The organism is Limnohabitans sp. JirII-31, assembly GCF_002778315.1.
Taxonomy (GTDB): Bacteria; Pseudomonadota; Gammaproteobacteria; order Burkholderiales; family Burkholderiaceae_C; genus Limnohabitans.
Window position 1 is genome coordinate 15,528 of sequence record NZ_NESA01000015.1, and the last position, 22,491, is coordinate 38,018.

The 22,491-nt window shown below is 60.0% G+C and carries 22 protein-coding genes; 8 read left to right on the plus strand and 14 right to left on the minus strand.

From position 1 onward, the window contains the following. The first annotated feature begins 10 nt into the window (after positions 1 to 10). Both B9Z41_RS15225 and B9Z41_RS15230 read left to right on the plus strand, forming a co-directional pair. Positions 11 to 1,732, plus strand: a complete 1,722-nt coding sequence (locus tag B9Z41_RS15225) for an NADH-ubiquinone oxidoreductase-F iron-sulfur binding region domain-containing protein (protein WP_100147936.1) — start codon at positions 11 to 13, stop codon at positions 1,730 to 1,732. Between the two features lie 12 nt (positions 1,733 to 1,744). Next, positions 1,745 to 4,711, plus strand: coding sequence for a molybdopterin-dependent oxidoreductase (locus B9Z41_RS15230; RefSeq protein ID WP_100147966.1), 2,967 nt, complete (start codon positions 1,745 to 1,747; stop codon positions 4,709 to 4,711). Here the strand turns inward: B9Z41_RS15230 and B9Z41_RS15235 are convergent. Next, positions 4,708 to 5,379: a hypothetical protein gene (locus B9Z41_RS15235; RefSeq protein WP_199173008.1), complete on the minus strand. Its 672-nt coding sequence runs from the start codon at positions 5,377 to 5,379 to the stop codon at positions 4,708 to 4,710. The two genes, B9Z41_RS15230 and B9Z41_RS15235, sit on opposite strands and share 4 nt — an antisense overlap. 126 nt (positions 5,380 to 5,505) lie before the next feature. Further along, a complete protein-coding gene (locus tag B9Z41_RS15240) occupies positions 5,506 to 6,213 on the minus strand; it encodes a hypothetical protein (protein WP_100147937.1) in 708 nt (235 codons plus the stop codon). A gap of 115 nt (positions 6,214 to 6,328) precedes the next feature. Here B9Z41_RS15240 and B9Z41_RS15245 point away from each other — a divergent pair, with 115 nt between their 5' ends. From B9Z41_RS15245 to B9Z41_RS15255, 3 genes are read left to right on the plus strand one after another with little or no spacing between them, the layout of a single operon-like run. Next, positions 6,329 to 7,318, plus strand: a complete 990-nt coding sequence (locus B9Z41_RS15245) for a tripartite tricarboxylate transporter substrate binding protein (protein WP_100147938.1) — start codon at positions 6,329 to 6,331, stop codon at positions 7,316 to 7,318. A gap of 3 nt (positions 7,319 to 7,321) precedes the next feature. Next, positions 7,322 to 8,128 (plus strand): class III extradiol ring-cleavage dioxygenase, encoded by an 807-nt coding sequence (locus tag B9Z41_RS15250; protein ID WP_233202730.1) that lies wholly within the window; start codon positions 7,322 to 7,324, stop codon positions 8,126 to 8,128. Positions 8,129 to 8,148: 20 nt separating this feature from the next. Then, positions 8,149 to 9,132: a tripartite tricarboxylate transporter substrate binding protein gene (locus B9Z41_RS15255; RefSeq protein WP_233202731.1), complete on the plus strand. Its 984-nt coding sequence runs from the start codon at positions 8,149 to 8,151 to the stop codon at positions 9,130 to 9,132. Between the two features lie 27 nt (positions 9,133 to 9,159). On the opposite strand, the gene B9Z41_RS15260 is transcribed toward B9Z41_RS15255, so the two are convergent. Further along, a complete protein-coding gene (locus B9Z41_RS15260; RefSeq protein WP_100147940.1) occupies positions 9,160 to 9,654 on the minus strand; it encodes a hypothetical protein in 495 nt (164 codons plus the stop codon). Positions 9,655 to 9,775: 121 nt separating this feature from the next. On the opposite strand from B9Z41_RS15260, the gene B9Z41_RS15265 reads away from it, so the two are divergent. Then, positions 9,776 to 11,002: an HD domain-containing phosphohydrolase gene (locus B9Z41_RS15265; protein ID WP_100147941.1), complete on the plus strand. Its 1,227-nt coding sequence runs from the start codon at positions 9,776 to 9,778 to the stop codon at positions 11,000 to 11,002. 20 nt (positions 11,003 to 11,022) lie between these two features. Here B9Z41_RS15265 and B9Z41_RS15270 read toward each other — a convergent pair whose 3' ends face one another. Further along, entirely contained in the window at positions 11,023 to 12,066 is a 1,044-nt protein-coding gene (locus B9Z41_RS15270) for an isopenicillin N synthase family oxygenase (protein ID WP_143474215.1), read from the minus strand. 407 nt (positions 12,067 to 12,473) lie between these two features. On the opposite strand from B9Z41_RS15270, the gene B9Z41_RS15275 reads away from it, so the two are divergent. Both B9Z41_RS15275 and B9Z41_RS15280 read left to right on the plus strand, forming a co-directional pair. Further along, positions 12,474 to 12,710, plus strand: coding sequence for a hypothetical protein (locus tag B9Z41_RS15275; protein ID WP_100147943.1), 237 nt, complete (start codon positions 12,474 to 12,476; stop codon positions 12,708 to 12,710). Between the two features lie 71 nt (positions 12,711 to 12,781). After that, on the plus strand, positions 12,782 to 13,096 hold the full coding sequence (locus B9Z41_RS15280; protein ID WP_100147968.1) for an RNA-binding protein: 315 nt from the start codon (positions 12,782 to 12,784) through the stop codon (positions 13,094 to 13,096). 123 nt (positions 13,097 to 13,219) lie between these two features. Here the strand turns inward: B9Z41_RS15280 and B9Z41_RS15285 are convergent, their stop codons facing one another. From B9Z41_RS15285 to B9Z41_RS15330, 10 genes are read right to left on the minus strand one after another with little or no spacing between them, the layout of a single operon-like run. Next, complete coding sequence (locus B9Z41_RS15285; protein ID WP_100147944.1) at positions 13,220 to 14,347, minus strand: hypothetical protein; 1,128 nt, start codon at positions 14,345 to 14,347, stop codon at positions 13,220 to 13,222. A gap of 52 nt (positions 14,348 to 14,399) precedes the next feature. After that, on the minus strand, positions 14,400 to 15,281 hold the full coding sequence (locus B9Z41_RS15290; protein ID WP_100147969.1) for an alpha/beta hydrolase: 882 nt from the start codon (positions 15,279 to 15,281) through the stop codon (positions 14,400 to 14,402). Then, entirely contained in the window at positions 15,253 to 15,969 is a 717-nt protein-coding gene (locus B9Z41_RS15295; protein ID WP_100147945.1) for an ABC transporter ATP-binding protein, read from the minus strand. The genes B9Z41_RS15290 and B9Z41_RS15295 overlap by 29 nt, the downstream gene beginning before the upstream one ends. Next, positions 15,966 to 16,733, minus strand: a complete 768-nt coding sequence (locus B9Z41_RS15300) for an ABC transporter ATP-binding protein (protein WP_100147946.1) — start codon at positions 16,731 to 16,733, stop codon at positions 15,966 to 15,968. Before B9Z41_RS15300 ends, B9Z41_RS15295 begins: the two co-directional genes overlap by 4 nt. Beyond that, positions 16,730 to 17,704, minus strand: coding sequence for a branched-chain amino acid ABC transporter permease (locus B9Z41_RS15305; protein WP_100147947.1), 975 nt, complete (start codon positions 17,702 to 17,704; stop codon positions 16,730 to 16,732). The genes B9Z41_RS15300 and B9Z41_RS15305 overlap by 4 nt, the downstream gene beginning before the upstream one ends. Further along, positions 17,701 to 18,621, minus strand: coding sequence for a branched-chain amino acid ABC transporter permease (locus tag B9Z41_RS15310; RefSeq protein ID WP_100147948.1), 921 nt, complete (start codon positions 18,619 to 18,621; stop codon positions 17,701 to 17,703). Before B9Z41_RS15310 ends, B9Z41_RS15305 begins: the two co-directional genes overlap by 4 nt. Positions 18,622 to 18,673: 52 nt before the next feature. Beyond that, positions 18,674 to 19,846 (minus strand): ABC transporter substrate-binding protein, encoded by a 1,173-nt coding sequence (locus B9Z41_RS15315; RefSeq protein ID WP_100147949.1) that lies wholly within the window; start codon positions 19,844 to 19,846, stop codon positions 18,674 to 18,676. A 58-nt stretch (positions 19,847 to 19,904) separates the two neighbouring features. Beyond that, the gene (locus B9Z41_RS15320; RefSeq protein ID WP_100147950.1) at positions 19,905 to 20,519 is read right to left on the minus strand and encodes a 3-hydroxyanthranilate 3,4-dioxygenase; all 615 of its coding nucleotides are present in this window, start codon (positions 20,517 to 20,519) and stop codon (positions 19,905 to 19,907) included. 5 nt (positions 20,520 to 20,524) lie between these two features. Then, a complete protein-coding gene (locus tag B9Z41_RS17345; protein WP_100147951.1) occupies positions 20,525 to 22,000 on the minus strand; it encodes an FAD binding domain-containing protein in 1,476 nt (491 codons plus the stop codon). Beyond that, complete coding sequence (locus B9Z41_RS15330; RefSeq protein WP_100147952.1) at positions 21,997 to 22,482, minus strand: (2Fe-2S)-binding protein; 486 nt, start codon at positions 22,480 to 22,482, stop codon at positions 21,997 to 21,999. The genes B9Z41_RS17345 and B9Z41_RS15330 overlap by 4 nt, the downstream gene beginning before the upstream one ends. Positions 22,483 to 22,491 lie beyond the last annotated feature (9 nt).

Consider the following 22,491-nt stretch of genomic DNA (forward strand, 5'->3'; position numbering starts at 1 on the left):
GACGTTTTGCATGACCCTTTCCCTCTCTTCAGACAGCGCATCCATTCGACCTTTGGCCACGGTGGACCAAATGCGCGAGACGATTCGTCGCACCGCCCAACTCAAAGGTCGCCAAGCGGACGACCTCTCACGGCAAGAAGTGCGTGCCTTGTTGGGCAGTGGCCCGCATGCGCGTGATCGCTTGATTGAACATTTGCACTTGCTCAACGACGCCTACCGCGGTTTGTTTGAGCGCCACTTGGTGGCCTTGGGTCAAGAGATGAACATCCCCATGGCCGAGGTCTATGAAGTCGCCACCTTCTACCACCACTTCGAGGTGCTGCGCGACGACGCGACGGCCCCTGGCTTGACTGTGCGCGTGTGTGATGGCCTGAGTTGCGAACTCGCAGGTGCGCAAGACCTGTTGGCCAAATTGCCTGCCTTGTTGGGCACGCCCGATGTGCGCGTGATCACCGCTCCGTGTGTGGGCCGTTGCGAACAAGCACCGGTGGCCGTGGTGCACCACCACGCTGTGGCCCATGCCACGCCTGAGCGCGTGGCTGCCGCTGTGAGCGCACAACACACGCAAGCGGTGCTGCCTGATGCGGTGGACCACGAGGCCTATTGCGCCGACGGTGGCTATGCGCTGCTCACTGCGCTCGCACAAGGAGACTTACCGTCTGAACAGGTGCTGCAAGCCCTGGAAGACTCGGGCCTGCGCGGCTTGGGCGGCGCTGGTTTTCCGGCCGGGCGCAAATGGCGTATCGTGCGCGAGCAAGCGGCACCGCGTTTGATGGCGGTCAACATCGACGAGGGCGAGCCCGGCACCTTCAAAGACCGTACCTACCTGGAGCGCGACCCGCACCGGTTTTTAGAAGGCATGCTGGTGGCGGCCCAGGTGGTGGGCATCACGGCCATCTACATCTACCTGCGTGACGAATACCACGGCTGTCGCGCCCTGTTGCAGCAAGAACTGGCCAAGCTACAGGCCAACCCACCGTGCGTGTTGCCCCACATCGAATTGCGTCGTGGTGCGGGGGCCTACATCTGTGGTGAAGAGTCGGCCATGATCGAGAGCATCGAAGGCAAGCGGGGCGAACCCCGCATGCGTCCGCCCTATATTGCCCAAGTGGGCTTGTTTGGCCGTCCCACACTGGAGCACAACTTTGAAACCCTCTACTGGGTGCGCGACATCGTGCAAAAAGGCCCCAGCTGGTTCAGCGGCTTTGGGCGTCATGGGCGTCAGGGTTTGCGCAGCTTCAGCGTGAGCGGGCGTGTCAAACAACCCGGCGTCAAGCTGGCACCTGCGGGCATCACCCTGCAAGAGTTGGTGGACGAATACTGCGGCGGCATGTTGCCCGGCCACACGCTGTATGCCTACCTGCCGGGTGGGGCTTCGGGCGGTATCTTGCCCGCGCACATGAGCCACATCCCGCTCGACTTTGACACCTTGCAGCCGCATGGTTGCTTCATTGGGTCGGCGGCGGTCATCGTGCTGAGCCAGCACGACCGCGCGCGCGATGCGGCGCTGAACATGATGCGATTTTTTGAGCACGAGAGCTGTGGCCAATGCACGCCGTGCCGCGTGGGCACGGCCAAAGCTGCGCAGCTCATGCAGGCCTCGGTGTGGGACCACGCCACGCTCGACGACTTGAACCAAGTCATGACCGACGCTTCTATTTGTGGCCTCGGTCAGGCTGCGCCCAACCCCGTGCGCTGTGTGCAAACCTATTTCCAACACGAGGTGGCTTGAATGGGTGCCCCAATGACTTCTGCCCCAACAACCGCTGCCTCATTGCAGCCCGGCACCGTGACCTTGCGCATCGACCAACAGACGGTGCACGCGCAGGAAGGCGAAACCATTTTCAAAGCCGCGCAACGCCACGGCATAGACATTCCGCACCTGTGCTTCAAGGACGGCTTGCGCCCCGACGGCAACTGCCGCGCCTGCGTGGTCGAGATCGCGGGTGAACGCACCCTGGCCCCGAGTTGCTGCCGCACCGCCACCGCAGGCTTGGAGGTGTTGGTCAACAGCCCGCGCGCGCGCAAGAGCCAAAAAATGGTGCTGGAGATGCTGCTCTCCGACATGCCCGATGTGGGCCACAAGTGGCTGGACGACGGCGCCGGCCAATACGGCGAACTCAGCGACTGGGCCACACGCTTGGACGTGCAGGTGCGCCCCGCCTTGCAAGCGCTGCGGCGCACCCAACCGGCGGCCGATGTGTCACACCCCGCCATGGCGGTGAACTTGGATGCGTGCATCCAGTGCAACCGCTGCGTGCGTGCGTGCCGCGAAGAGCAGGTCAACGACGTCATTGGCTACGCCCACCGGGGCGCGCACAGCGCCATCGTGTTCGACTTGGACGACGCCATGGGCCACAGCAGCTGTGTGGCCTGCGGCGAATGCGTGCAGGCTTGCCCCACGGGCGCCTTGATGCCGAAATCCCAAATCGGCTCACAGGTGGTGGACAAACAAGTGGACTCGGTGTGTCCGTTTTGCGGCGTGGGGTGCTTGCTGACCTACAACGTCAAAGACAACCGCATCGTCAGCGTGGACGGGCGCGACGGCCCGGCCAACCACCAACGCTTGTGCGTCAAAGGCCGCTTTGGGTTTGACTACGCGCAGAGCCCCCAGCGGCTCACCGTGCCTTTGATTCGCAAAGCCGGTGTGCCCAAAGACCCGGCGGCCATCGCCCACCTCAACCGCGACAGCGCCGATTGGTCGGCAGTGTTTCGCCAAGCCTCGTGGGAAGAAGCCCTCACGCTGGCCGCAGGCCAACTCACCCATTTGCGTGACACCCATGGCCACAAAGCATTGGCCGGGTTTGGCTCGGCCAAGGGCAGCAACGAAGAAGCCTATTTGTTCCAAAAGCTGGTGCGCACGGGGTTTGGCTCCAACAACGTGGACCATTGCACCCGGCTGTGCCATGCCTCCAGCGTGGCGGCATTGCTCGAAGGCGTGGGCTCGGCGGCGGTGAGCAACCAGGTCAACGATGTGGCCCATGCCGAGCTGATTTTTGTCATCGGCTCCAACCCCACGGCCAACCACCCGGTGGCGGCCACTTGGATGAAGAACGCGGCCAAGCGCGGCGCCAAGATTGTGCTGGCCGACCCACGCGTCACCGACATCGGCAAACACGCGTGGCGCACCTTGCCCTTCAAGCCCGACACCGATGTGGCCATGCTCAACGCCTTGATCCACACCGTGATCGACGAAGGCTTGGTCAACCAAGACTTCATCCGTGACCGTGCCAACAACTTCGAAGCCCTGAAGCAGAACGTGCAGGGCTACAGCCCCGAAGCCATGGCGCCCATCTGCGGCATTCCTGCGGCCACATTGCGCGAGGTGGCGCGTGCTTTTGCCACCGCCAAAAGTGCCATGGTGCTGTGGGGCATGGGTGTGAGCCAGCACGTGCACGGCACCGACAACGCGCGTTGTCTGATTGCGCTGGTCAGCGTCACCGGCCAAATTGGCAAACCCGGTTCTGGCCTGCACCCTTTGCGCGGCCAAAACAATGTGCAAGGGGCCAGCGACGCGGGCTTGATCCCCATGATGTATCCCAACTACCAACGCGTGAGCAATACTGCTGCACACGCTTGGTTTGAAAAGTTTTGGGACACACCACTCGACAACCAACCCGGCTACACCGTGGTCGAGATCATGCACAAAGCCCTGGCCGACGACAGCGACCCGCACAAGGTGCGCGGCATGTACATCATGGGCGAGAACCCGGCCATGAGCGACCCCGACTTGAACCATGCGCGCCATGCCTTGGCGTCGTTGGAGCACCTGGTGGTGCAAGACATCTTCATGACCGAAACCGCCTGGTTGGCTGATGTGGTGTTACCTGCCACGGCCTGGCCCGAAAAAACCGGCACCGTCACCAACACCGACCGCATGGTGCAACTCGGCCAGCAAGCCATCGATCCGCCGGGCCAAGCCCAACCCGACCTGTGGATCATTCAACAAATCGCACAGCGTATGGGCCCCCACGCGAGCGCACTGCGCGAAGCTCAGCCCCATGCGAGCGCGCTGCGCGGCTCGCTGCCCCCCGAGGGGGCGTCGCCCGCCTTGGGGCGGCCCGGCGTCGGGCGGGCCTTGGCATGTGGTTATGCCGGCCCGCACAGCGGTGTGGCCGAGGTCTACGAGGAAATGCGTCAAGCCATGCACGGTGTGATTGCGGGCATCAGCTGGGAGCGTTTGCAGCGCGAGTCCAGCGTGACCTACCCGTGTTTGAGCGAGAGCGACCCGGGTGAGCCCACGGTGTTCACCCAACACTTTGACACCGACGATGGCCGTGTGCATCTGGTGCCCGCAGACATCATTCCCGCCAACGAACGCCCCGACGCCGACTACCCGTTTGTGCTCATCACCGGTCGCCAGTTGGAACATTGGCACACCGGCAGCATGACGCGTCGCTCCGGCGTGCTCGATGCCATCGAGCCCACGGCCACCGCGTCGATGTGTGGTGCCGATCTGTTGGCCTTGGGGTTGAACGCGGGCGATGTGGTCACCCTGGCCTCACGCCGTGGCGAGGTGAGCTTGCGGGTGCGCCGCGACGACGGCACACCGGCCGGTTCGGTGTTCATGCCCTTTGCGTATTACGAAGCGGCGGCCAACCTGATGACCAATGCCGCGCTCGACCCCTTTGGCAAGATTCCAGAGTTCAAGTACTGCGCCGTGGCGGTGCGTGCGGGTGGTGAGCTGCCACACAACGCCGGGTTTTTTTAGTCGCGACCGCGTGGGCCGCGTCGCTCTTGCGGCCCCTCCATCGAAGGGCGTTGCTCAGGCCTAGGCGCTGATTCCTGCCTAGACCTCTGCTCCTGGTAGTGCTGACGTACCACAGGCTCTACCGGGCTGTAGGGGTAGTGCTGCTCATGCAACTGCTGTTGCTGTTCATGTGGGTAGTGGCTGCCCGAATAGCCGCGTTGGTAACTGGGCAAGGGCGCTGGCGAAACATAGGCGGGACGATGCCCTGGGCCCCAATCGGGTCGACGTTCGCCCCATGCGGGGCCCCAGTGTTCACCCCAACGTGGGGCCGCATCGCGTTGCCAGCCTTTGAAGTAGGGCGGAGGGCTTCTGTAATAGCGCACCGGGGTTTGCAGCAAATACAGCGGCACGGCCTCGGGGGTCACCAAAGACCACGGGCCGTTGTACCAGGAACTGGCGTACCAGTTGTCGTTTTGGTAGACCCAGTGCATGCCGTCGTAGAAGAAGAAATTCAAGTTCAACCCCGGCGCGTAATACACGGGTGAACCTGGCACTGGCACCAGTCTCGGATATACCGGTACATGGATGCCAATGTTCACGTTGGGCAAACCAATGCCAATACTCACTTGGGCAGCCGCTGATAAGACAGTGCCTGCCAGCAAGGCCAATAGCGTGATGAGATAACGCATGGTTGTTTCCCCTAGAGTGGAGCTTCTTTAACGCACACCCTTTGGATGACGTTTACCAAAGCTATCTTGGGGCAATCAGCAAAGCCACGCTGTGCGCTGGAGCACTTAAGCTGGCGTGTGCCTCAATCAGTACAAGATTTGCTGTGCAGCAAGGTTGACAATGGCGTTGCAAGCCTGTTTGAGTGATGCCACCGCTTGGTCCGGGTTGGCCACCACAGCCTCAAAGTTGGGGAAGGTTTTTGTTGAATAGGCGTGTTGCCAGCCTTCTTCGCTGGGCTTCCAGCCAGTCGCCAGATAGCCTTTGTACAAAGGGGTCTGGTGGTCTTTGCCTAACAGCGTCATCACGGTGGTGACGGTGGGCGCGTAGCCTGCTGCATCGCGTGGCGAGACAAAGCCCATGATGGTGGGCGCAATTACCAACACCGCATCGGCGTCTGACGTAATGTCTGCATACGACAAGGTGTAGCGCCCATCGTCTTCAACCCAGGGCCCGTCTTGCACCGACACCTCGTAGCCGGCTTGTTTGAAGCGTTGGACCATGGTGTGGGTCAAGCTGTCGGCAAATGAAAAGTTCTGTTGTGTGATCAGCTGTGTCAGCGCCAGTTGCCAATATTTAGACGCACTCACCGACACCTCTAAGTTCATCGTGCCAAACACAAAACCAGGGTCGTAAAAATTCATCACGGTGTACTCCCGCGGCTCACGCGGGCGAATGATGGTGATGGTTTTGACACCTTCCAGTGCATTTTTGGTTTTGTCTACTTTGGGCAAAGGTGGGTTTGCGCAGCCCACCAAACCAGTGATGCAGACCAGCAGAAAAACAATTATTTTCATGACATGCTATTTCAAATAAATTAAATCAATAGTACTGCATCAGAGGGTGCGCAAAGTCGCTGAAGTGGCGTGTGCATCGAGGACAGTGCTTAATTTGGGCGGAGAATTCGTCACCATGACTTCACCCCAACACCGTCACTTCATCTGTCTTGCTGCTGTATGCGCAGCACTGCTTGCAGGGCCCTTGTGCAGCAACGCACAAACTGCGTTTCCAAGCCGCGTGATCCGCGTTGTGGTGCCCGTAGCACCTGGTGGTGGTGCCGACATGGTGGCGCGCATGGTGACCGACAAAATGTCGCACAGCCTGGGCACCTCCATCATCATCGACAACAAGGCGGGTGCGTCGGGCTCCATCGCTGCGCTCGACGTGGCGCGTGCCGCCCCTGATGGCTACACCCTGATGCAATGCTTTGTGGCCACCCACAGCACCAACCCGGCGGTGCTGAAAATCAAATACGACCCGATTGCCGACTTCACCCCCGTGGGCATGATGGCGCGCACCTCCAACGTGCTGGTGGTGGGCGATAAAAACAAAGCCAAAACCTTGCCCGAGTTTTTGGCCCTGGCACGCAGCAAGCCTGGGGCCATGAGCTACTCGTCGGCGGGCAGTGGCTCGGCCACCCACCTCATCATGGAGTACTTGGAGAACCAGGCCAAAGTGGGCTTGGTGCATGTGCCCTACAAAGGCGCGGCGCCTGCCATTCAAGATTTATTGGGCGGCCAGGTCGACGCCATGTTCCCCAGCCTCACCACCGCCTTGCCCTACATCAAGGCGGGCAAGTTGCGCGCACTGGCTGTGGCCTCGCCCAAGCGCGACCCGCTGCTGCCCGATGTGCCCACCGTGGCCGAAATGGGCTTTGCGGGCTTCAGTGCCATCCAGTGGTGGGGCTTGTGCGCACCTGCAAAAACTCCAGAACCGGTGGTGGCCAAACTCAACAAAGCGCTCAACGAGGCGCTGCAACAACCCGACATCACCAAACGCTTGAGCGACATTGCCGCCGAACCCACGCCCATCACGCCACAGCAGTTTGACGACTTCTTGAAAAGCGAAGTGGCCAAGTGGACCAAGTTGGTCAAAGACGTCAACCTTCAAATCGAGCAGTGACCGATGACCGAGACGCATCGCCCCATTCGCATGCCCGCCATGTATTTGCCGCATGGTGGCGGGCCTTCATTTTTCATGACCGGCGAGCGCAAGCAGCGCTACCAAGACACCGAAAACTTTTTGCGCAGCGTTCGCAGCACCTTGCCTGCGACACCCAAGGCCATTTTGTTGGTTACTGCACACTGGGAAACCGCCGTGCCCAGCTTCACCGGTGGCCAGGCGCCTGAACTGATTTACGACTATTACGGTTTTCCGCCCGAAACCTACGCCCTGCAATACCCCGCACCTGGTCTACCCAAGCTGGCGACGCAGGCCGCGCATTTGCTGCAACAAGCGGGCTACCCCGCACAAGTGGATGCACAGTATGGATGGGACCATGGCGTGTTCATTCCCCTCAAGGTCATGTTTCCCGAGGCCGATGTGCCGGTGGTGGCCATGTCGTTGCACCACAGCCTAGACCCGGCGCTGCACTGCCAATTGGGGCAGGCCTTGCAAGCCTTGCGTGACGACGGTGTGTTGGTGTTGGGCAGTGGCATGAGCTTTCACAACCTGCGTCATTTCAGTGAGGGCGGACCCGCATCGCAGGCGTTTCATCACTGGCTCGATGTGGCCCTGGATGGCAACTGGGCGCACCGCACCCAACACCTGTCGCACTGGGCGCAAGCCCCGGGTGGACGCGCTTCGCACCCGCGTGAAGAACACCTCATTCCCTTGATGGTGGCCAGCGGTGCGGGCAGTGACGCACGCGCTAAAAAAATGTGGTCTGGCATGGTGGGGCCGACCCATCTGGCAGGCTGGATGTTTGAATGACCGATGGAGCGCAACACACCATGAACATGATCAAACCCTACTTGCTCTGTGCCGTTGCTGCGTTTGTCACGGCCTTATCTGCATGGGCCGACACGGCCTATCCCAACAAACCAATTCGCATCGTGGTGCCGTTCACGCCCGGTGGCAGCCCAGACATCTTGGCGCGCACCATTGGCCAAAAAATCACCGAGTCCACCGGTACATCGGTGTTGGTTGAAAACATCGCTGGCGCAGGTGGCACGGTGGGGGCTGACCGCGTGGCCAAAGCGGCACCCGATGGCTACACCTTGTTGATGGGTCACGTCGGCACGCTGGCTGTGGCTACCTCGGTGTACCCGCACTTGCCCTACGACCCACTCAAATCGTTTGTGCCTGTGTCGTGGGTGGCACGCGTGCCCAACGTGCTGGCTGTGAACCCGGCATTGCCTGTGAAAAACGTGGCCGAGTTGGTGAGCTACCTCCAGGCCAACCCCGGCAAAGTCAACTACGGCTCGGGTGGTAACGGCAGCGCGGCGCATTTGGCGACCGAGTATTTCAAGATGGCCACCCAAACTTTCGTGGTGCATGTGCCTTACCGTGGCACGGCCCCATCTGTGACCGACGCAGTGGCCGGACAAATTCAGATGGTGTTCACCGGTGCTCCTGCCATCATTCCGATGGCCAAGAGCGGCAAGCTGCGAGCCCTGGCCGTGTCCAGCCCCAAGCGCATGGAGCCAATGCCAGACATTCCGACTTTGGCCGAGAGCGGGGTCAAAGGCTTGGCAGGTTTTGAAGCCGATCAGTGGTACGGCGTGGTGGCTCCTGCGGGAACGCCCCAGGCCATCGTGCAAAAACTCAACCAACTCATCAATGCCAGCCTAGCTGCGCCTGAAGTCACGGCACGGCTTAAATCAGAAGGTGCGGTGGCTACGCCCAGCACGCCCGAAGCATTTGGGCAACTCATTCAAAACGAAATCAAACGCTGGCGCCCGGTGGTGACCAATGCGGGCATCAAGGCCGATTGATTCCAATGGATCCCATGGGGCGGGTTGTTAACTGCCCTGGTTGCGTGCTTTTTTAACAATCGCATTTGCTTCAAACGACATCTTCACCGCCTCAGCGGCGGCGTCGGATGCGCGCTTGGTGGCTTCGGCGGCTTCGGACGACATCTGAAGCAAGGCGGTTTCTGCCTGTTGCGCCACGGCGGCTGCGGCAGCAGCCGACGCCGCCGATGCGGCTGCTGCGGCTTCCATTGCCGCCTCTGCAGACGCTGTGGCGGCTTCGGCTGCCGCTTCGGCTGCCGCAATCACCAACTGGTTGGCAGCCTCTTTGGCTGCAACGGCGCATTTGCTAGTGGCGATGAATGCTTTTTCGGCAGCAATACAGGCACGCTTGGCCGCGTCAGCCGCGCTCACCGTGAGCTGGCGCAACGACGACAAGGCTGTGGTGTATTTTTCGTTCACCACGATGTAGCCTTTGCGAAGATTCATGATCTCGGTTTCATGCGCAATCAGCTTTTCGTAAATCTTGGCCAATTCGTCTTGCATGATGGAGTTCTTTCAAGTGAGCGCCTAACTTTTTAAGCTTGATAACAATTCATTATGCGCCCTCGGGTCTTAGCGTTCTGTGCGCATTCGCACACAGTGCCAATCAGAGTAGAGTGGCACGATGACAACAGACAAATCACTCGGGCATTTAGGGATCAGCGATTCGGTAGACCGCCGCAATGAGCTAGAGATGCTCAACTGGGCACTGTTGGCCCAAAACAAAGCGGCCTCAGCGTTGAGCCGTGCAGACGACAAGGACTCATTGCTGAAAGAGGTTTGCCAATCCATCGTGGAGCAAAAGCCCTACGAGTTGGCCTGGGTGGGTTTTGCGCAGCATGACGCTGAAAAATCTGTGTTCATTGCTGCCGCTGAGGGCGCAGCCAAAAAGTACGTCACACAGATTCAGGTCAGTTGGTCGGCCGACTCGCCCTTTGGTGCAGGCCCGGCTGGTACTTGCTTACGAACTGGCACGGCCAGCTTGTTCAAAGACTGCACACGTGATGCTGGTTTTTCTGCCTGGAGCGAACGCGCCGCATCTTTCGGTTTGCGCTCAGTGGTGGCTGTGCCTATTTTTGATGGCGAGTTGCCCGCCATTGCCACGCTGCTGGTGTACGCCTCGGTGCCCAACGCCTTTGGCGACAAAGAACTGCTGCTCTTTGAAAGCCTGGCCAAAGTCATTGGCACAGGCCTGCGCAATTTAGAGCGACAAGGCCGCTTGGCCAACGAGGTACAAAAGCGCGAAGAAACACAACAACGTTTGGCCGACGCACTACGCGCCACCATTGAGGCCGTGTCTAAAACCATGGAGTGGCGTGACCCCTACACCGCAGGCCATCAACGACGCGTGGCGCAAATTGCCGTGGCCATTGCACGCAAGCTGGGGTGGACCTCTGAAAAAATCGAAGGCCTGTACTTGGCCGCCATGGTGCACGACATTGGCAAAGTGGGTGTGCCGTCAGAAATATTGACCAAGCCCATGCGACTGACCAGCGTAGAAACGCAACTGGTGCGCGAGCATGCAGAAACGGGGTATCAAATACTCAAAGACATTCCGTTTCCCTGGCCCATTGCAGAAATGGTGCGCCAACACCACGAACGCATGGACGGCACGGGCTACCCCAAAGGCCTGAGCGCCCCCCAAATATTGGACGAAGCCAAAGTGATTGGTGTGGCCGACACCCTGGAGGCCATGGGCTCGCATCGCCCGTATCGGCCAGCGCTTGGACTTGCCGCTGCCATCGATGTCATCACCAGCGAATCTGGCACCGCCTACGACCCGGCCATTGTGCAAGCCGCGTGCTCTTTGATGGATGCACAAAACACCTTGCAAAGCATCTTGGACAAATGAACACGGGGCCCAACAAACGTCTAAGTTTGGCCTTGCATCAATTCGTTGCGATAGGTGTGCGTGCCGTCAAATCGGCTCTGTAAATACTCGCCTGAGATCATCGGCGCATGCTTGGGCTTTTCACCGGGCTGCAAGCAAGTGGGCAATGTCTCAATCTTCAAATGGTAGGGCGGCGTGACAAACAGTGGGATGGAGTAGCGGTGTGTGTTGGCTGGATTGACGACGCGATGGGGGTTGGACACATACCGGTCGTTGGTCCAGATGGACAGCAAGTCCGCCAGGTTGACCACCAGATGGTTGTCGGGAATGGTGACGTCGATCCAATCACCCTCTCTGGGTTTGACTTGCAGGCCGCCCACGCCATCGTCTGACAACACGGTGATGGTTCCGTAATCGGTGTGTGCGCCGCATCCAATGCGTCCATCCTCGGTGTTCACGCGGCTCTCAGGCGGGTAATGCAACATGCGAAGGTTCAGCAGCGGGTAGCCAGGCAAGTTTTCAAAAAAATTGGCATCCAAACGCAACGCAATGGCAATGCCGCGCTGAATGCGACGGGCCGCTTCGTACACCTCATCAAAGTAGGCTTGCCAGGCTTCACGAAAGCCAGGCAAGTCTGGCAATTGGTTGGGTCCGTGCAACGGCGTGCCTGCCATCACTTCAGGGTGGTTCGGCCCGTCTTCGGTGCCCGAGTCAATTGACTCTTTCACATCGCCTGCACCATAGGTTTTGCCCAAGGCCTCATTGGCCAAAGCGCCTTCGAGGTTTTCAAGGCCTATCCCAACATAGCCTCGGTGGACCGGGCTTTTGCCAATGGCAATCTTTTCTTTCTCGGATGCTGGCAAGTCAAAAAACTCTTTCATTTTGGCCAGCAAATTGGCTTTGGTTTGAGGGGCCACACCATGTCCCGTCACCAACAGAAAACCTATGTTTTTGCAGGTGTCGTCAATGACTTGCCCCACCGACAAAGCCTCTGGCGAGTTGTATGACAAACCTGTGGCGAGGCTTGACACGTCGATGGTTGGAATGGATGGCGCTGTGGAGGTGGGCATGGTTCGGATACTCACGGGTGTGTCTGTTGTGCTTGAGGAAACATTTGAAACCGCTGTTCAATGTTAGGTCCTAAACCGCTTGCGGTTTTGATCGGGGTCAAGTGATGAAGGTATGGTTTGCAGCTGTCGTTGTTGCATGTGATCGAGATACTTGTTGTGCGATCCCGATAACTCAGTTACATTAGGTGCGTTGCAGCATTTTTGCTACCTCATGTTGCAAACAAGTTCGATTTGAGCAGCGGTACTCCCAACACCGCACACCTCCACCACCCCAGACGATCTGGGATCCCACTGGTGGTCTGACTTTCTCCCTAGGCAAGCTTTTTTTGGGTGACCTTTACACCGTCGCCAACGATCATGTTTAGTTGTACTTTGCAACTGCATGAATCCGGGCGCTGAGCGCCCGAACATCACTGGTTTTCATGTCATTTGCTTCTTCACATCCGTTTGCCGTCGGCAATTTTCGGATCACACCGCTCAGCCGGTCACACGACGCGGGTCATCACACTGCCGTTCTCTCCATCCGCAGGGGTGAGGGATCGCAGACCAATGACCGCATCTACACCTTCAAACCTGAATTCAAATGTCAGGACAGCGCGCTGATGTATGCAGCCGCGCAAGGTCGCTACTGGCTGATCAATCCAAGCTCGCTGGCTTGAATCCTCAACACTCTGTTTTTTTACCTGCGTCCGATGCATTTGCAAGGCGCATTTTTTTGAAAGGCTCCAAAATGAGCAGCAAACTTTATGTCGGCAATCTGACCTATTCGGTTCGTGATGAAGATCTCCACCAACAATTCTCTGCCTTTGGCCAAGTGCAATCTGCCAAGGTGATGATGGAACGTGACACGGGTCGCTCCAAAGGCTTTGGCTTTGTCGAAATGTCTAGCAGCCAAGAAGCCGAGGCAGCCATCCAAGGCCTGCACGGCAAGAACATGGGTGGCCGTGACCTGACCGTGAACATCGCCCGTCCCATGGAAGCTCGACCACCCCGCAGCGGTGGTTTCGGCGGAGGTTACGAAGGTAACCGTCGTAGCAGCTATTAAAGCTTGAACGTCGATTCAGAAAAGCCAGCATCACTGCTGGCTTTTTTTTGCATGGATGGGTTGGACATGTTGTCTGGCGTGTGCCACTTGGCCCAACCGCTGACAACCGCAACCGCTGCAAACCTAAGGGTTGATGGATTTCTTAAGACACAAGCGCGTCAAATCATCCGCCACCGCATTCAAAGCCCCTGGCCAATCGCCCACGCGTTGTTGTCGGTACAAGCGCATGCTGGGGTACCACGGCGTTTGTGCCGTGTGCATACCCCAGCGCCAATCGGGCACAAATGACAGCAGCACCCACACCGGTTTGCCCATGGCACCCGCCAAGTGCGCCACCGAGGTGTCCACGGTGATCACCAAATCTAGGTCTGCGATGCAGCGTGCCGTGTCCAAGAAATTGCCAAACACCTGCGGCTCACCGAGCGGCGCAGGGGCCGCATGCTCGCCTTGTTGCAGATTGACCCAGTGCACACCAGGCACCGTCCACAACGGGGCCAACAGGGCTGTGGAGATGGAGCGGTTGGCATCGTCTGTGTGCGTGGGTCGGCCTGCCCACACCATGCCCACGCGCATACCCGTGTGACCAGTGCCGCGTGCGCCTCGTTTGTGTGCGGGTGCTGACGCAATGTGCAGATAAGGGGCGTTGCAGAAAGCGGGGTTGAAGTTGGGCAGCAGGCTGGGCAAATCCAACAGGGGCAAGTGCGCATCAAACGCGCTGGTGCTGCCCGGTTGTGGCTGAAAGATAGGAACGTGCGGCAAGGTTTGTGCAAACAGCGCTTGCAAAGGTTCGGGACATTGCAATTGCAGTTGCAGGCCTTGTTGTTGTAGCCAAGGCAGGTAGCGCACAAACTGCAAGGTGTCGCCAAACCCCTGTTCGGCCCAAAACAAAAGGGTGGTGTTGGGTTGAATGCCTCCGTCCCACAGATGTGCTTTGGGGTAGTGCATGGTTTCTGTCCATGCGGGGGTGTCCCAGCGGTTGCGGTAGAGCTGCCAACCATCGGCATGCCCCATGTGCAAACGCAGCATCCCTAAGTAGGTTTTAGCCTGCGTATGCCCTGGTTGCACACGCAACACGGCCTGTGCTTCTTGCATGGCGGCCTGGTAGTCACCCATGGCACGCAGCACCACCAGCCGGGCCATCCGAAAGTGCGGCTCGTCAGAGCCTTGCAGCGTGCGCAGTGCCTCGTCCAACTGCCCGCGTGCCAACAGTGCGCGCGCAGCGTCTATGGGGTTGATGTGGGGCTGCGTCATGGTGCTTATTTTGTCGGCACAGTCACTTGCCTACAGACTGTGCGCAAGCACTTCACTTGTGCATCAACCCCATCGTGGCTTGAAACAACGCACTCTGCGCATCCATCCAGTCGAGCACGATGTTGAAGTGGTTGCGCTGCGGTGCTTCATGCCACGTCACCGGGTTGCCATGCGCACGGCACGCGGCAGCGTAGTGGCGTGACTGACGTTTGAATTCATCGGTGTCGTGCTCGGCCACAGCCACATACAGCGGCACTTGTGGGTGAGGCAGGTGGTGCATGGGGCTCAAGGCCTGGGCTTGTGCCACGCTCAGGTTGAGCCAGGTGTTGGGCACGCAGCGTTGCACGGGCTCCAGGTCGTACAAGCCGCTGAGCAGCACGCCACCGCACAATGCGTTGGGGGCCAAGCCGTGTTCAGCTTGCCACTCAGGCGCAAGCAGCATGGCCGCCAAGTGCGCCCCGGCTGAGCTGCCCGTCAGCACGGTGCGTGGCGGTGCCACGCCATGTGGCGCGGCGTCTTTTAACAGCCAGGCCACGGCGCGTTGACATTGATCCACGATCTGCGCGAGTGTGGCTTGGGGGGCCAAGGTGTAGTTGATGGCGGCCACCGCCACGCCATGCGCGGTGAACTGCTGCGCCATGAATACCGAGTCTTGGCTGGTCAGTGCACGCCAGTAGCCGCCGTGGATGAACACCAACAAGGGCGCATCGGGACGGCCCGCCACCGGAAACAGGTCCAGCGTTTCATCGGACCCGCTGCCATAGGTCACATCACGCACGCAGGGCGTGAGCTGGTACATGGGAGTCGAGCTGTCGCGGTAGGCTTGGAGTTCAACCGCAATGTCGGGCACGGTGGCGCGTGCGTCGTATTGGCGTTCTAACTCAGCCTGCGGCCAACTGCGCCAATCAGACACCGAGGCTGTCCTTGAGTTCATGTCGTGCATCCATCAGGCTGTCAGAGCTGCCGTGCCAAATGGTTTGGCCTTTTTCCAAGATGTAGTGGGTGTCGGCCAAGCGCATCAGGGGCACCAGGTTTTTGTCGATCACCAGCACCGACAAGCCCGAGGTCTTGAGAGTTTGCAAACAGTGCCAAATCTCGGCGCGCACCAGCGGAGCCAGGCCCTCGGTGGCTTCGTCCAAGATGAGCAAACGTGGGTTGGTCATCAGCGCACGGCCAATGGCCAGCATTTGTTGTTCACCGCCTGAGAGGTTGGCACCCAAGTTGCCCGCACGTTCTTTGAGGCGCGGAAACAACTGGTACACACGCTCCAGCGTCCACGGCTCGCGTTGGTTCAAACGGTTATGCGCGGTGGCCACCAGGTTTTCATAGACCGTGAGGTTGGCAAACACTTGGCGTTGCTCAGGCACCAGGCCAATGCCTAGACGGGCGATTTGGTGCGAGGGCAGGTGGGTGATGTCTTGGCCCGCAAACACAATGCGCCCTTGGCGTGGCGTCATGATGCCCATGACCGAACGCACCGAGGTGGTTTTGCCCATGCCGTTGCGCCCGAGCAGGGTGACAAACTCGCCCTCGGCCACCGACAGGCTGGCGCCAAACAGGGCTTGCGCGTCGCCATAGAAAGTTTCTAGGTCGTGCGCTTGCAGCAAAGCGGTGGTGCTCATGCGGGCAGCTCCTCATCGCCCAGATAGGCGGTGCGCACATCGGGGTGTTGGCGAATTTCTTCGGGCTTGCCGCTGGCAATGATGGCGCCATTGACCAGTACTGAGATGGTGTCGGCCAAGGCAAACACGGCCTGCATGTCGTGCTCCACCAGCAGCAGGGTGTAGTCGCCCTTGAGGGCGGCCAGCAAGTCCACCACCTTCATCGATTCCTGGTGGCTCATGCCGGCCATGGGTTCGTCCAGCAACAGCACCTTGGGTTGGCTCACCAGCACCATGGCCAGCTCCAACTGACGGCGCTCGCCGTGGGCCAGCTCAGACACGCGCTGCGTGATGCGGTGGCTCAGGCCCGCTTGGGCAATGGCGTGTTCTGCGGGGTCGACCAACTGCGTGCGTTGCAGCAGGGTACGCCAAGCGCCAAAGCTGTGGCCTGCATGCGCTTGTTTGGCCAAGGCCACGCATTCGAGCACGGTGAATTCTGGAAAGGCCGACGAAATTTGGTATGAGCGGGCCAGGCCCCGCAAGGCGCGGTCAGCGGCGGGCAAGTGGGTCACGCATTCGCCTTGCAACAACACATCGCCGCTGTCGGGTCGCAACTCGCCACCGAGTTGACCAATGAGTGTGGTCTTGCCCGCACCATTGGGGCCAATGATGGCGTGCAGTTCGCCTTGTGCCAGGGTCAGGCTCACATGGTCGGTGGCCAGCAAACCGCCATAGCGTTTCACCAGCGCGTGTGTCTGCATGGGGGTGTGGGTGTGTGCGCTCATGCCGACGCTCCGCGTGACGCATGACGCGACGCTTGGCGTGCATCCCAATCCAGCGCCAGGCCATACAAGCCCCGACGTGCCAGCAATACCACCAACACAATGAAGGGGCCCAGGATGATGGGCCAGTGTTCGGTCAGGCCTTTGAGCCACTCTTCACAACCCAGCAAAGCCAAGGCGCCCACCAAGGGGCCCAGCACGGTGCCCATGCCGCCTAGCACCACCATCACAATCAGCTCGCCCGAGACCGTCCAGGCCAGGTACGCGGGTGACGCATAGCCCGTGAGGTTGGCGTACAAAAAGCCCGCCACACCGGCGAGCACGCACGACAGCACATAGGCGCTGAGCTTGTAGCGCAGCGTGTGAAAACCCAAGGCGTTCATGCGCCGCTCGTTCATGCGGCAGGCTTGCAACACCATGCCAAACGGGGCGTGCACCATGTGCTGGGTCCACACCACCACCGCCAGCACGCAGGCAAACGCGGTGTAGTAAAGCGTGAGCGGCGCGCCCATGTCCAGGCCCAGCAATTGGCTGCGCAGCGAGATCGACAAACCGTCGTCCCCGCCGTACTGTTTGAGGCTGACAAACAGGTAATAAAACATTTGGGCAAAGGCCAGCGTGATCATGATGAAGCCAATGCCACTGGTGCGCAGCGACACCCAGCCCGTGGCCAGGCCCACCAAGGCACACAGCACCACCGTAGCCAGCAGTTGCAGCGCGCCGTTGTCTATGCCGTGGCTGGCCAAAATGCCCACGCTGTAGGCCCCCAAACCCAAATACAAGGCATGACCAAAACTCACCAGGCCACCAAAGCCCAGCACGATGTTCAGGCTCAACGCCGCCAAGGCCAGCACCAAAGCGCGGGTTGAAAAGGTCAACAAGAAGGGCTCTTGCACCCAACGTGCGTACAAAGGCAACACGGCCAGTGCGAGCAGCAGCAGCACCGTGATGGACAAAGACAAGCGTGGCTTCATGCGTTCTTCACCGGGAACAAGCCTTGTGGGCGCAAGGCCAGCACAGTGGCCATGAAGATGCAGGTCAGCATGGACGCGATGGCGGGGCCCGCCGCTTGGGCGCTGCTGCGGTCGATGAACTCGCGCAACAGCATGGGCAAAAAGGCACGGCCTGCGGTGTCAATCACGCCCACCATCAAGGCGGCATAAAACGCGCCTTGCACCGAGCCAATGCCGCCAATCACGATGACGATCATGACCAAAATCAAAATCGGTTCACCCATGCCGGGTTGCACCGACAAGATGGGGCTGCTCATCAAACCCGCCAAGCCCGCCAGCGCGCCACCGAGCGAAAACACCAAAGCGTTGAGCAGGCGGATGTTCACGCCCAAGGCCGCCACCATGGTGGGGTTGAGCGAGCCCGCACGAATCAGCATGCCCACCCGTGTCTTGGCAATCAACAGGTAGCAGCCCAGCGCCGCAATCAGACCGGCGCTGATGATGGCAAAGCGGTACATGGGGTACATCACGCCCAGGATGTCGATCGTGCCCGACAAGGCGGGTGGCACGTTCATGTACGAGGGCGATGCACCCCACACCCAATGTGCCAGTTCGTTGAAAAACAAAATCAGCCCGAACGTGGCCAACACGTGGTCTAGGTGGTCGCGCGTGTACAAGCGCCGTGCCACCACCCACTCCACCAAGGCGGCCAACACACCACCGCCCACCACTGCGGCCACACCGGCGGCCACAAACGATTCGGTGGCCGCGTACACCGTGGCCGCAAAGTAGGCGCCCATCATGTACAAGCAACCGTGTGCCAGGTTGACAAAGCTCATGATGCCAAACACCAGCGTCAAGCCAGCGGACAACATGAACAGCAGCACACCGAGTTGCAGGCCGTTGAGGAGTTGTATGAAAAACAGCGACGACGTCATGCGTTCAGGCCATGGCGTGTCGCGTGGGGCGTCTTGAAACCCAGGCCCATCATCAGTTCATGGTGCACTGGCTGGCGTAGGCGTCGGCATGGTCTTTGAGCACCACACCTTTGTTCACCAAGGCCGCTTGACCGCTGCTGTCTTTGGCCACGTCCACACGGTAGAAGTTGCGGATGGGGAACTGGTTGTTGTTGAACTTGAAGGGACCAGCCACCGATTTGAAGTTGGCTTGCTTCAAGGCTGCGCGGAAAGGCTCGCGGTCGAGCTTGCCTTGGGTTTTGAGCAAAGCCGAGTTGATCAACATGGCGGCGTCATAGCTTTGTGCGGCATACAGCGATGGCACGCGGTTGTATTTTTTGCGGAAGTCGTCCACAAACTTTTTGTTTTGTGGGTTGTCAATGTCAGGGCTGTAGGGCGAGCTGGTGATCACGCCCAACGCGATGTCTTTGAGCGCGGGCAGCGTGGTGCCGTCCACGGTGGAGGCCGACAGCAGCGGCACCTTGCCCAGCAAACCAGCTTGCTGGTATTGCTTGACGAAGTTCACGCCCATGCCGCCTGGGTAAAACACATACACCGCGTCAGGCTTGGCTGCTTGCAGTTGGGCAATTTCAGCCGAGTAGTCGGGTTGGTTGATCTGGGTGTAAATCTCGTCCAGCGCTGCGCCTTTGTATTGGGTTTTGAAACCCGCCAACGCGTCTTTGCCCGCTTGGTAGTTGGGCGCCATCAGGTAGACGCGCTTGTAACCTTGCTCGCGGGCGTAAGCGCCCATGGACTCGTGCAGCGAGTCGTTGTTCCAGGAGGTTGAAAAATACATGGGGCTGCAACCTTTGCCCGTGATGGGCGTGGGGCCCGCATTGGAGCCAATCAAGAACACGCCCGCATCGGTGATGGGCTTGTGCACGGCCATCATCACGTTGGAGAAGGTCACGCCAGTGATCAGACCCACTTTGTCTTTTTCAATCAGCTTCTTGGCCAGCTCCACGCCCACGTCGGGCTTGAGCTGGTCATCTTCTTTCAACACCTGCACCGTGCTGTTGCCCAGCTTGCCACCCAAGTGCTCAATGCCGAGCATGAAGGCGTCGTACTGGTCTTGCCCCAAAGCACCCGCAGGGCCCGACAAGGTGCCCAAGAAACCAATTTTCAGGGGCTGCTGCGCCTGGGCAGCCAGGCCGGTCATGGCCAGCGCACAGGCTACCGAGAAGGACTTGACGGAAATTTTCATCATAGGAAGTCTCTTGAGGTTGAAAGTTGAAAGGCTGGAGAAATTTTAATCTTGAAATAATTTATGGCATCAGGGTTTTCACGAAACTACGGCCGCAAATTTGGTGCCAAGTTTGCCAGTCGCGTCCGCTGTGCACCGTGCCGCATTGGGTGCAGGTGCGTTCGGCGTCAGACGTGTCGTAAAACGAGGCAAAGGCCTTGGGCAAGTCTTCCACAATGCTGTGCAGCTGCAACTCGCGGCGTGCCACTTGGTGACCGCATTGGGCGCAGTACCACTCAAAGGCATCGATGTCGCCTGCGGGGCGGTTGCGCTCAATCACGGTGCACAGGCTGCCCGCTTCGGGCCGTTGTGGGGAATGGCGCACGAAAGCGGGCAACAAAAACACGTCGCCTTCGCGCAGGTGGATGCGCTCAATCTTGCCCCGGTCGGCAATCAGCAGCGACGCATTGCCCTTGAACTGGTGAAAGTACTCTTCAAACGGGTCCACATGAAAGTCGGTGCGCTGGTTGGGGCCACCCACCACGGTGCAAATCAGGTCAGAGTTTTTCCAGATTTGCTGGTTGCCCACCGGTGGCTTGAGCAAATGCGCATGCTCATCCACCCAATGGTTGAAGTTCAGCGGCGCGCTGTACAGCGTGGGAGAGGGCGGCTGATTCGACGAAGGAGCTGAAGACATGGTGCTTACTTTCTGAAAATAAGTGGGTGCCAGTGACGAAAAAGTTCGGCGATAGCCGAAAAGAAACCGCGCTTTGGCGGGCTGGCGTCTTGCCCAGACAACACGCGCGCCAAACGCTCAAAAAATTGTGTGCTCAAGCTGCGTGCGCTGGCTTGCATGAGCCGATTGCCCAGCTGCGCCAGTTGACCACTCATCTGCGGCGTGGCTTGCCACTGTAAGTGCGTGCCTTGGGCCGCAGGGCTGGTGCCTGTCGCGTGGGCGCGCAGTTGCACCACCACCTCGGCTTCGCCTTGGCCCAAGCTGCCCGCTTGGCCTGAGAGGTGCAAATGGCAAACAGCAGGCTCGCCTTGTGAGGGAGTGCACACGGGCATGACGCGTATCTGTGTCTCAAAGCGCGCCGACACCGGGCCCAGCCCGACCTTGACCACGGCGGTGTACTGCGTGTCGCTCAGGCGTTGCATTGACTCGCAGCCCGGAATGCATTGCTGCAACACCACTGGGTCCAACACCGCGTCCCACACCACCGCCACGGTTTGCCCCAAGTGGTGGCTGCCGCTGATGGCCGTCGGGTTGTTCGTTGGCTGCGTCGCGCTGTGGGCGCGGTCCTTGCGCACGCGTGAGGCTGGCGCTCGGGGTGTGCTGGGTGGTGCGTGCCTGGGCAGGTGCGCCTCTTCGCCCGTGTGGGCCGCCACCGCACGGCGACACAGCACTGCGCTCAAGTGGGCGCGGTAGCTGGCGCTGGCGTGCACATCGGTGTGCGCCAGCTCAGCGCTCAGGTGCACACCGTTCAAGGCCTGCACCGACCAGTGTGCTTGCAGGGCAGCTTCGGCTTCAGGCCAACGCGTGACACCGTTGCCCAAGCCCGTGATCGCCACGCGCACGGCGCTGTGGTCGTGCCCGGTGGCGCGTGTCACGGCCACCCCCACCATGGCAAAGCGCGAGGCCGGTTGTTCGTACTTCACATACTGCGCGCAGGCACAGGCGGGCCACAGCACGCCCAGCAACACCTCATCGGGTTTGAGGGCCGTGGTGAACAAGTCGGTGAAAAACTCATCGGCGGGTATCTCGCGCTGGGTCGTGAACAGCGTGGCCCCATAGGCCAACACACCGGCAGGCCAACAGGCCGCAGGGTCGTTGTTGGCCAATGAGCCACCCAGGGTGCCCACGTTGCGCACCTGTTGGTCGGCAATGCCATGCGCCAACTTGGCCAGCATCGGGTGGTGTTGCTGAATCTCTGGATGGGCGGCAATGCGGGCGTGGGTGGCCATGGCACCGATCCACACGCCGTCGTCGGTGACCCGAATGTCTTGCAACTCTGGCACGTCTTGCAGATCCACCAGGTGCGAAGGCTGCGTCAGCCCGAGGCGCATGGCCGCGAGCAAACTTTGCCCGCCCGCCAGCAACTGGGCCTGAGGGTGTTGCTGCAAGCAGGCCTGCACCTCGGCAAGCGAGGTGGGGCGCAGGTATTGCACACCGCTCATGGCGCGGCCTCTTGGCGCAGCAAGCGCAGGCCTTCGCACACGGCTTTGACAATGCCCTCGTAGCCGGTGCAGCGGCACAGGTTGCCAGAGAGCGCGGCACGCACCGCGTGTTCTTCGGCGGGCACAGCCTCGTGCACCATGGCCAGCGCACGCATCACAAACCCTGCGGTGCAAAACCCGCATTGCAGCGCGTGGTGGCGGGTGAAGCATTGCTGCATCACGTGCAGCGCGTGTTCGTCGGGGGCCACGCCTTCAATCGTGGTCACGCTGCGGCCCTGTGTTTGCAGGGCCAGCCGGTTGCACGACTTCACCGCCAGGCCGTCCACCAGCACGGTGCAGGCACCGCACTGGGCGGTGTCACAGCCTTGGTGGGTGCCCGTGAGTTGGCAGTCGTCACGCAGCACGTCGATCAGCCAAGCCGAAGGCACCACCTCCAGCGACGTGGGCTGACCGTTGAGCGTGAGCTGCAAAGCACGGTGCATGGTGTGACG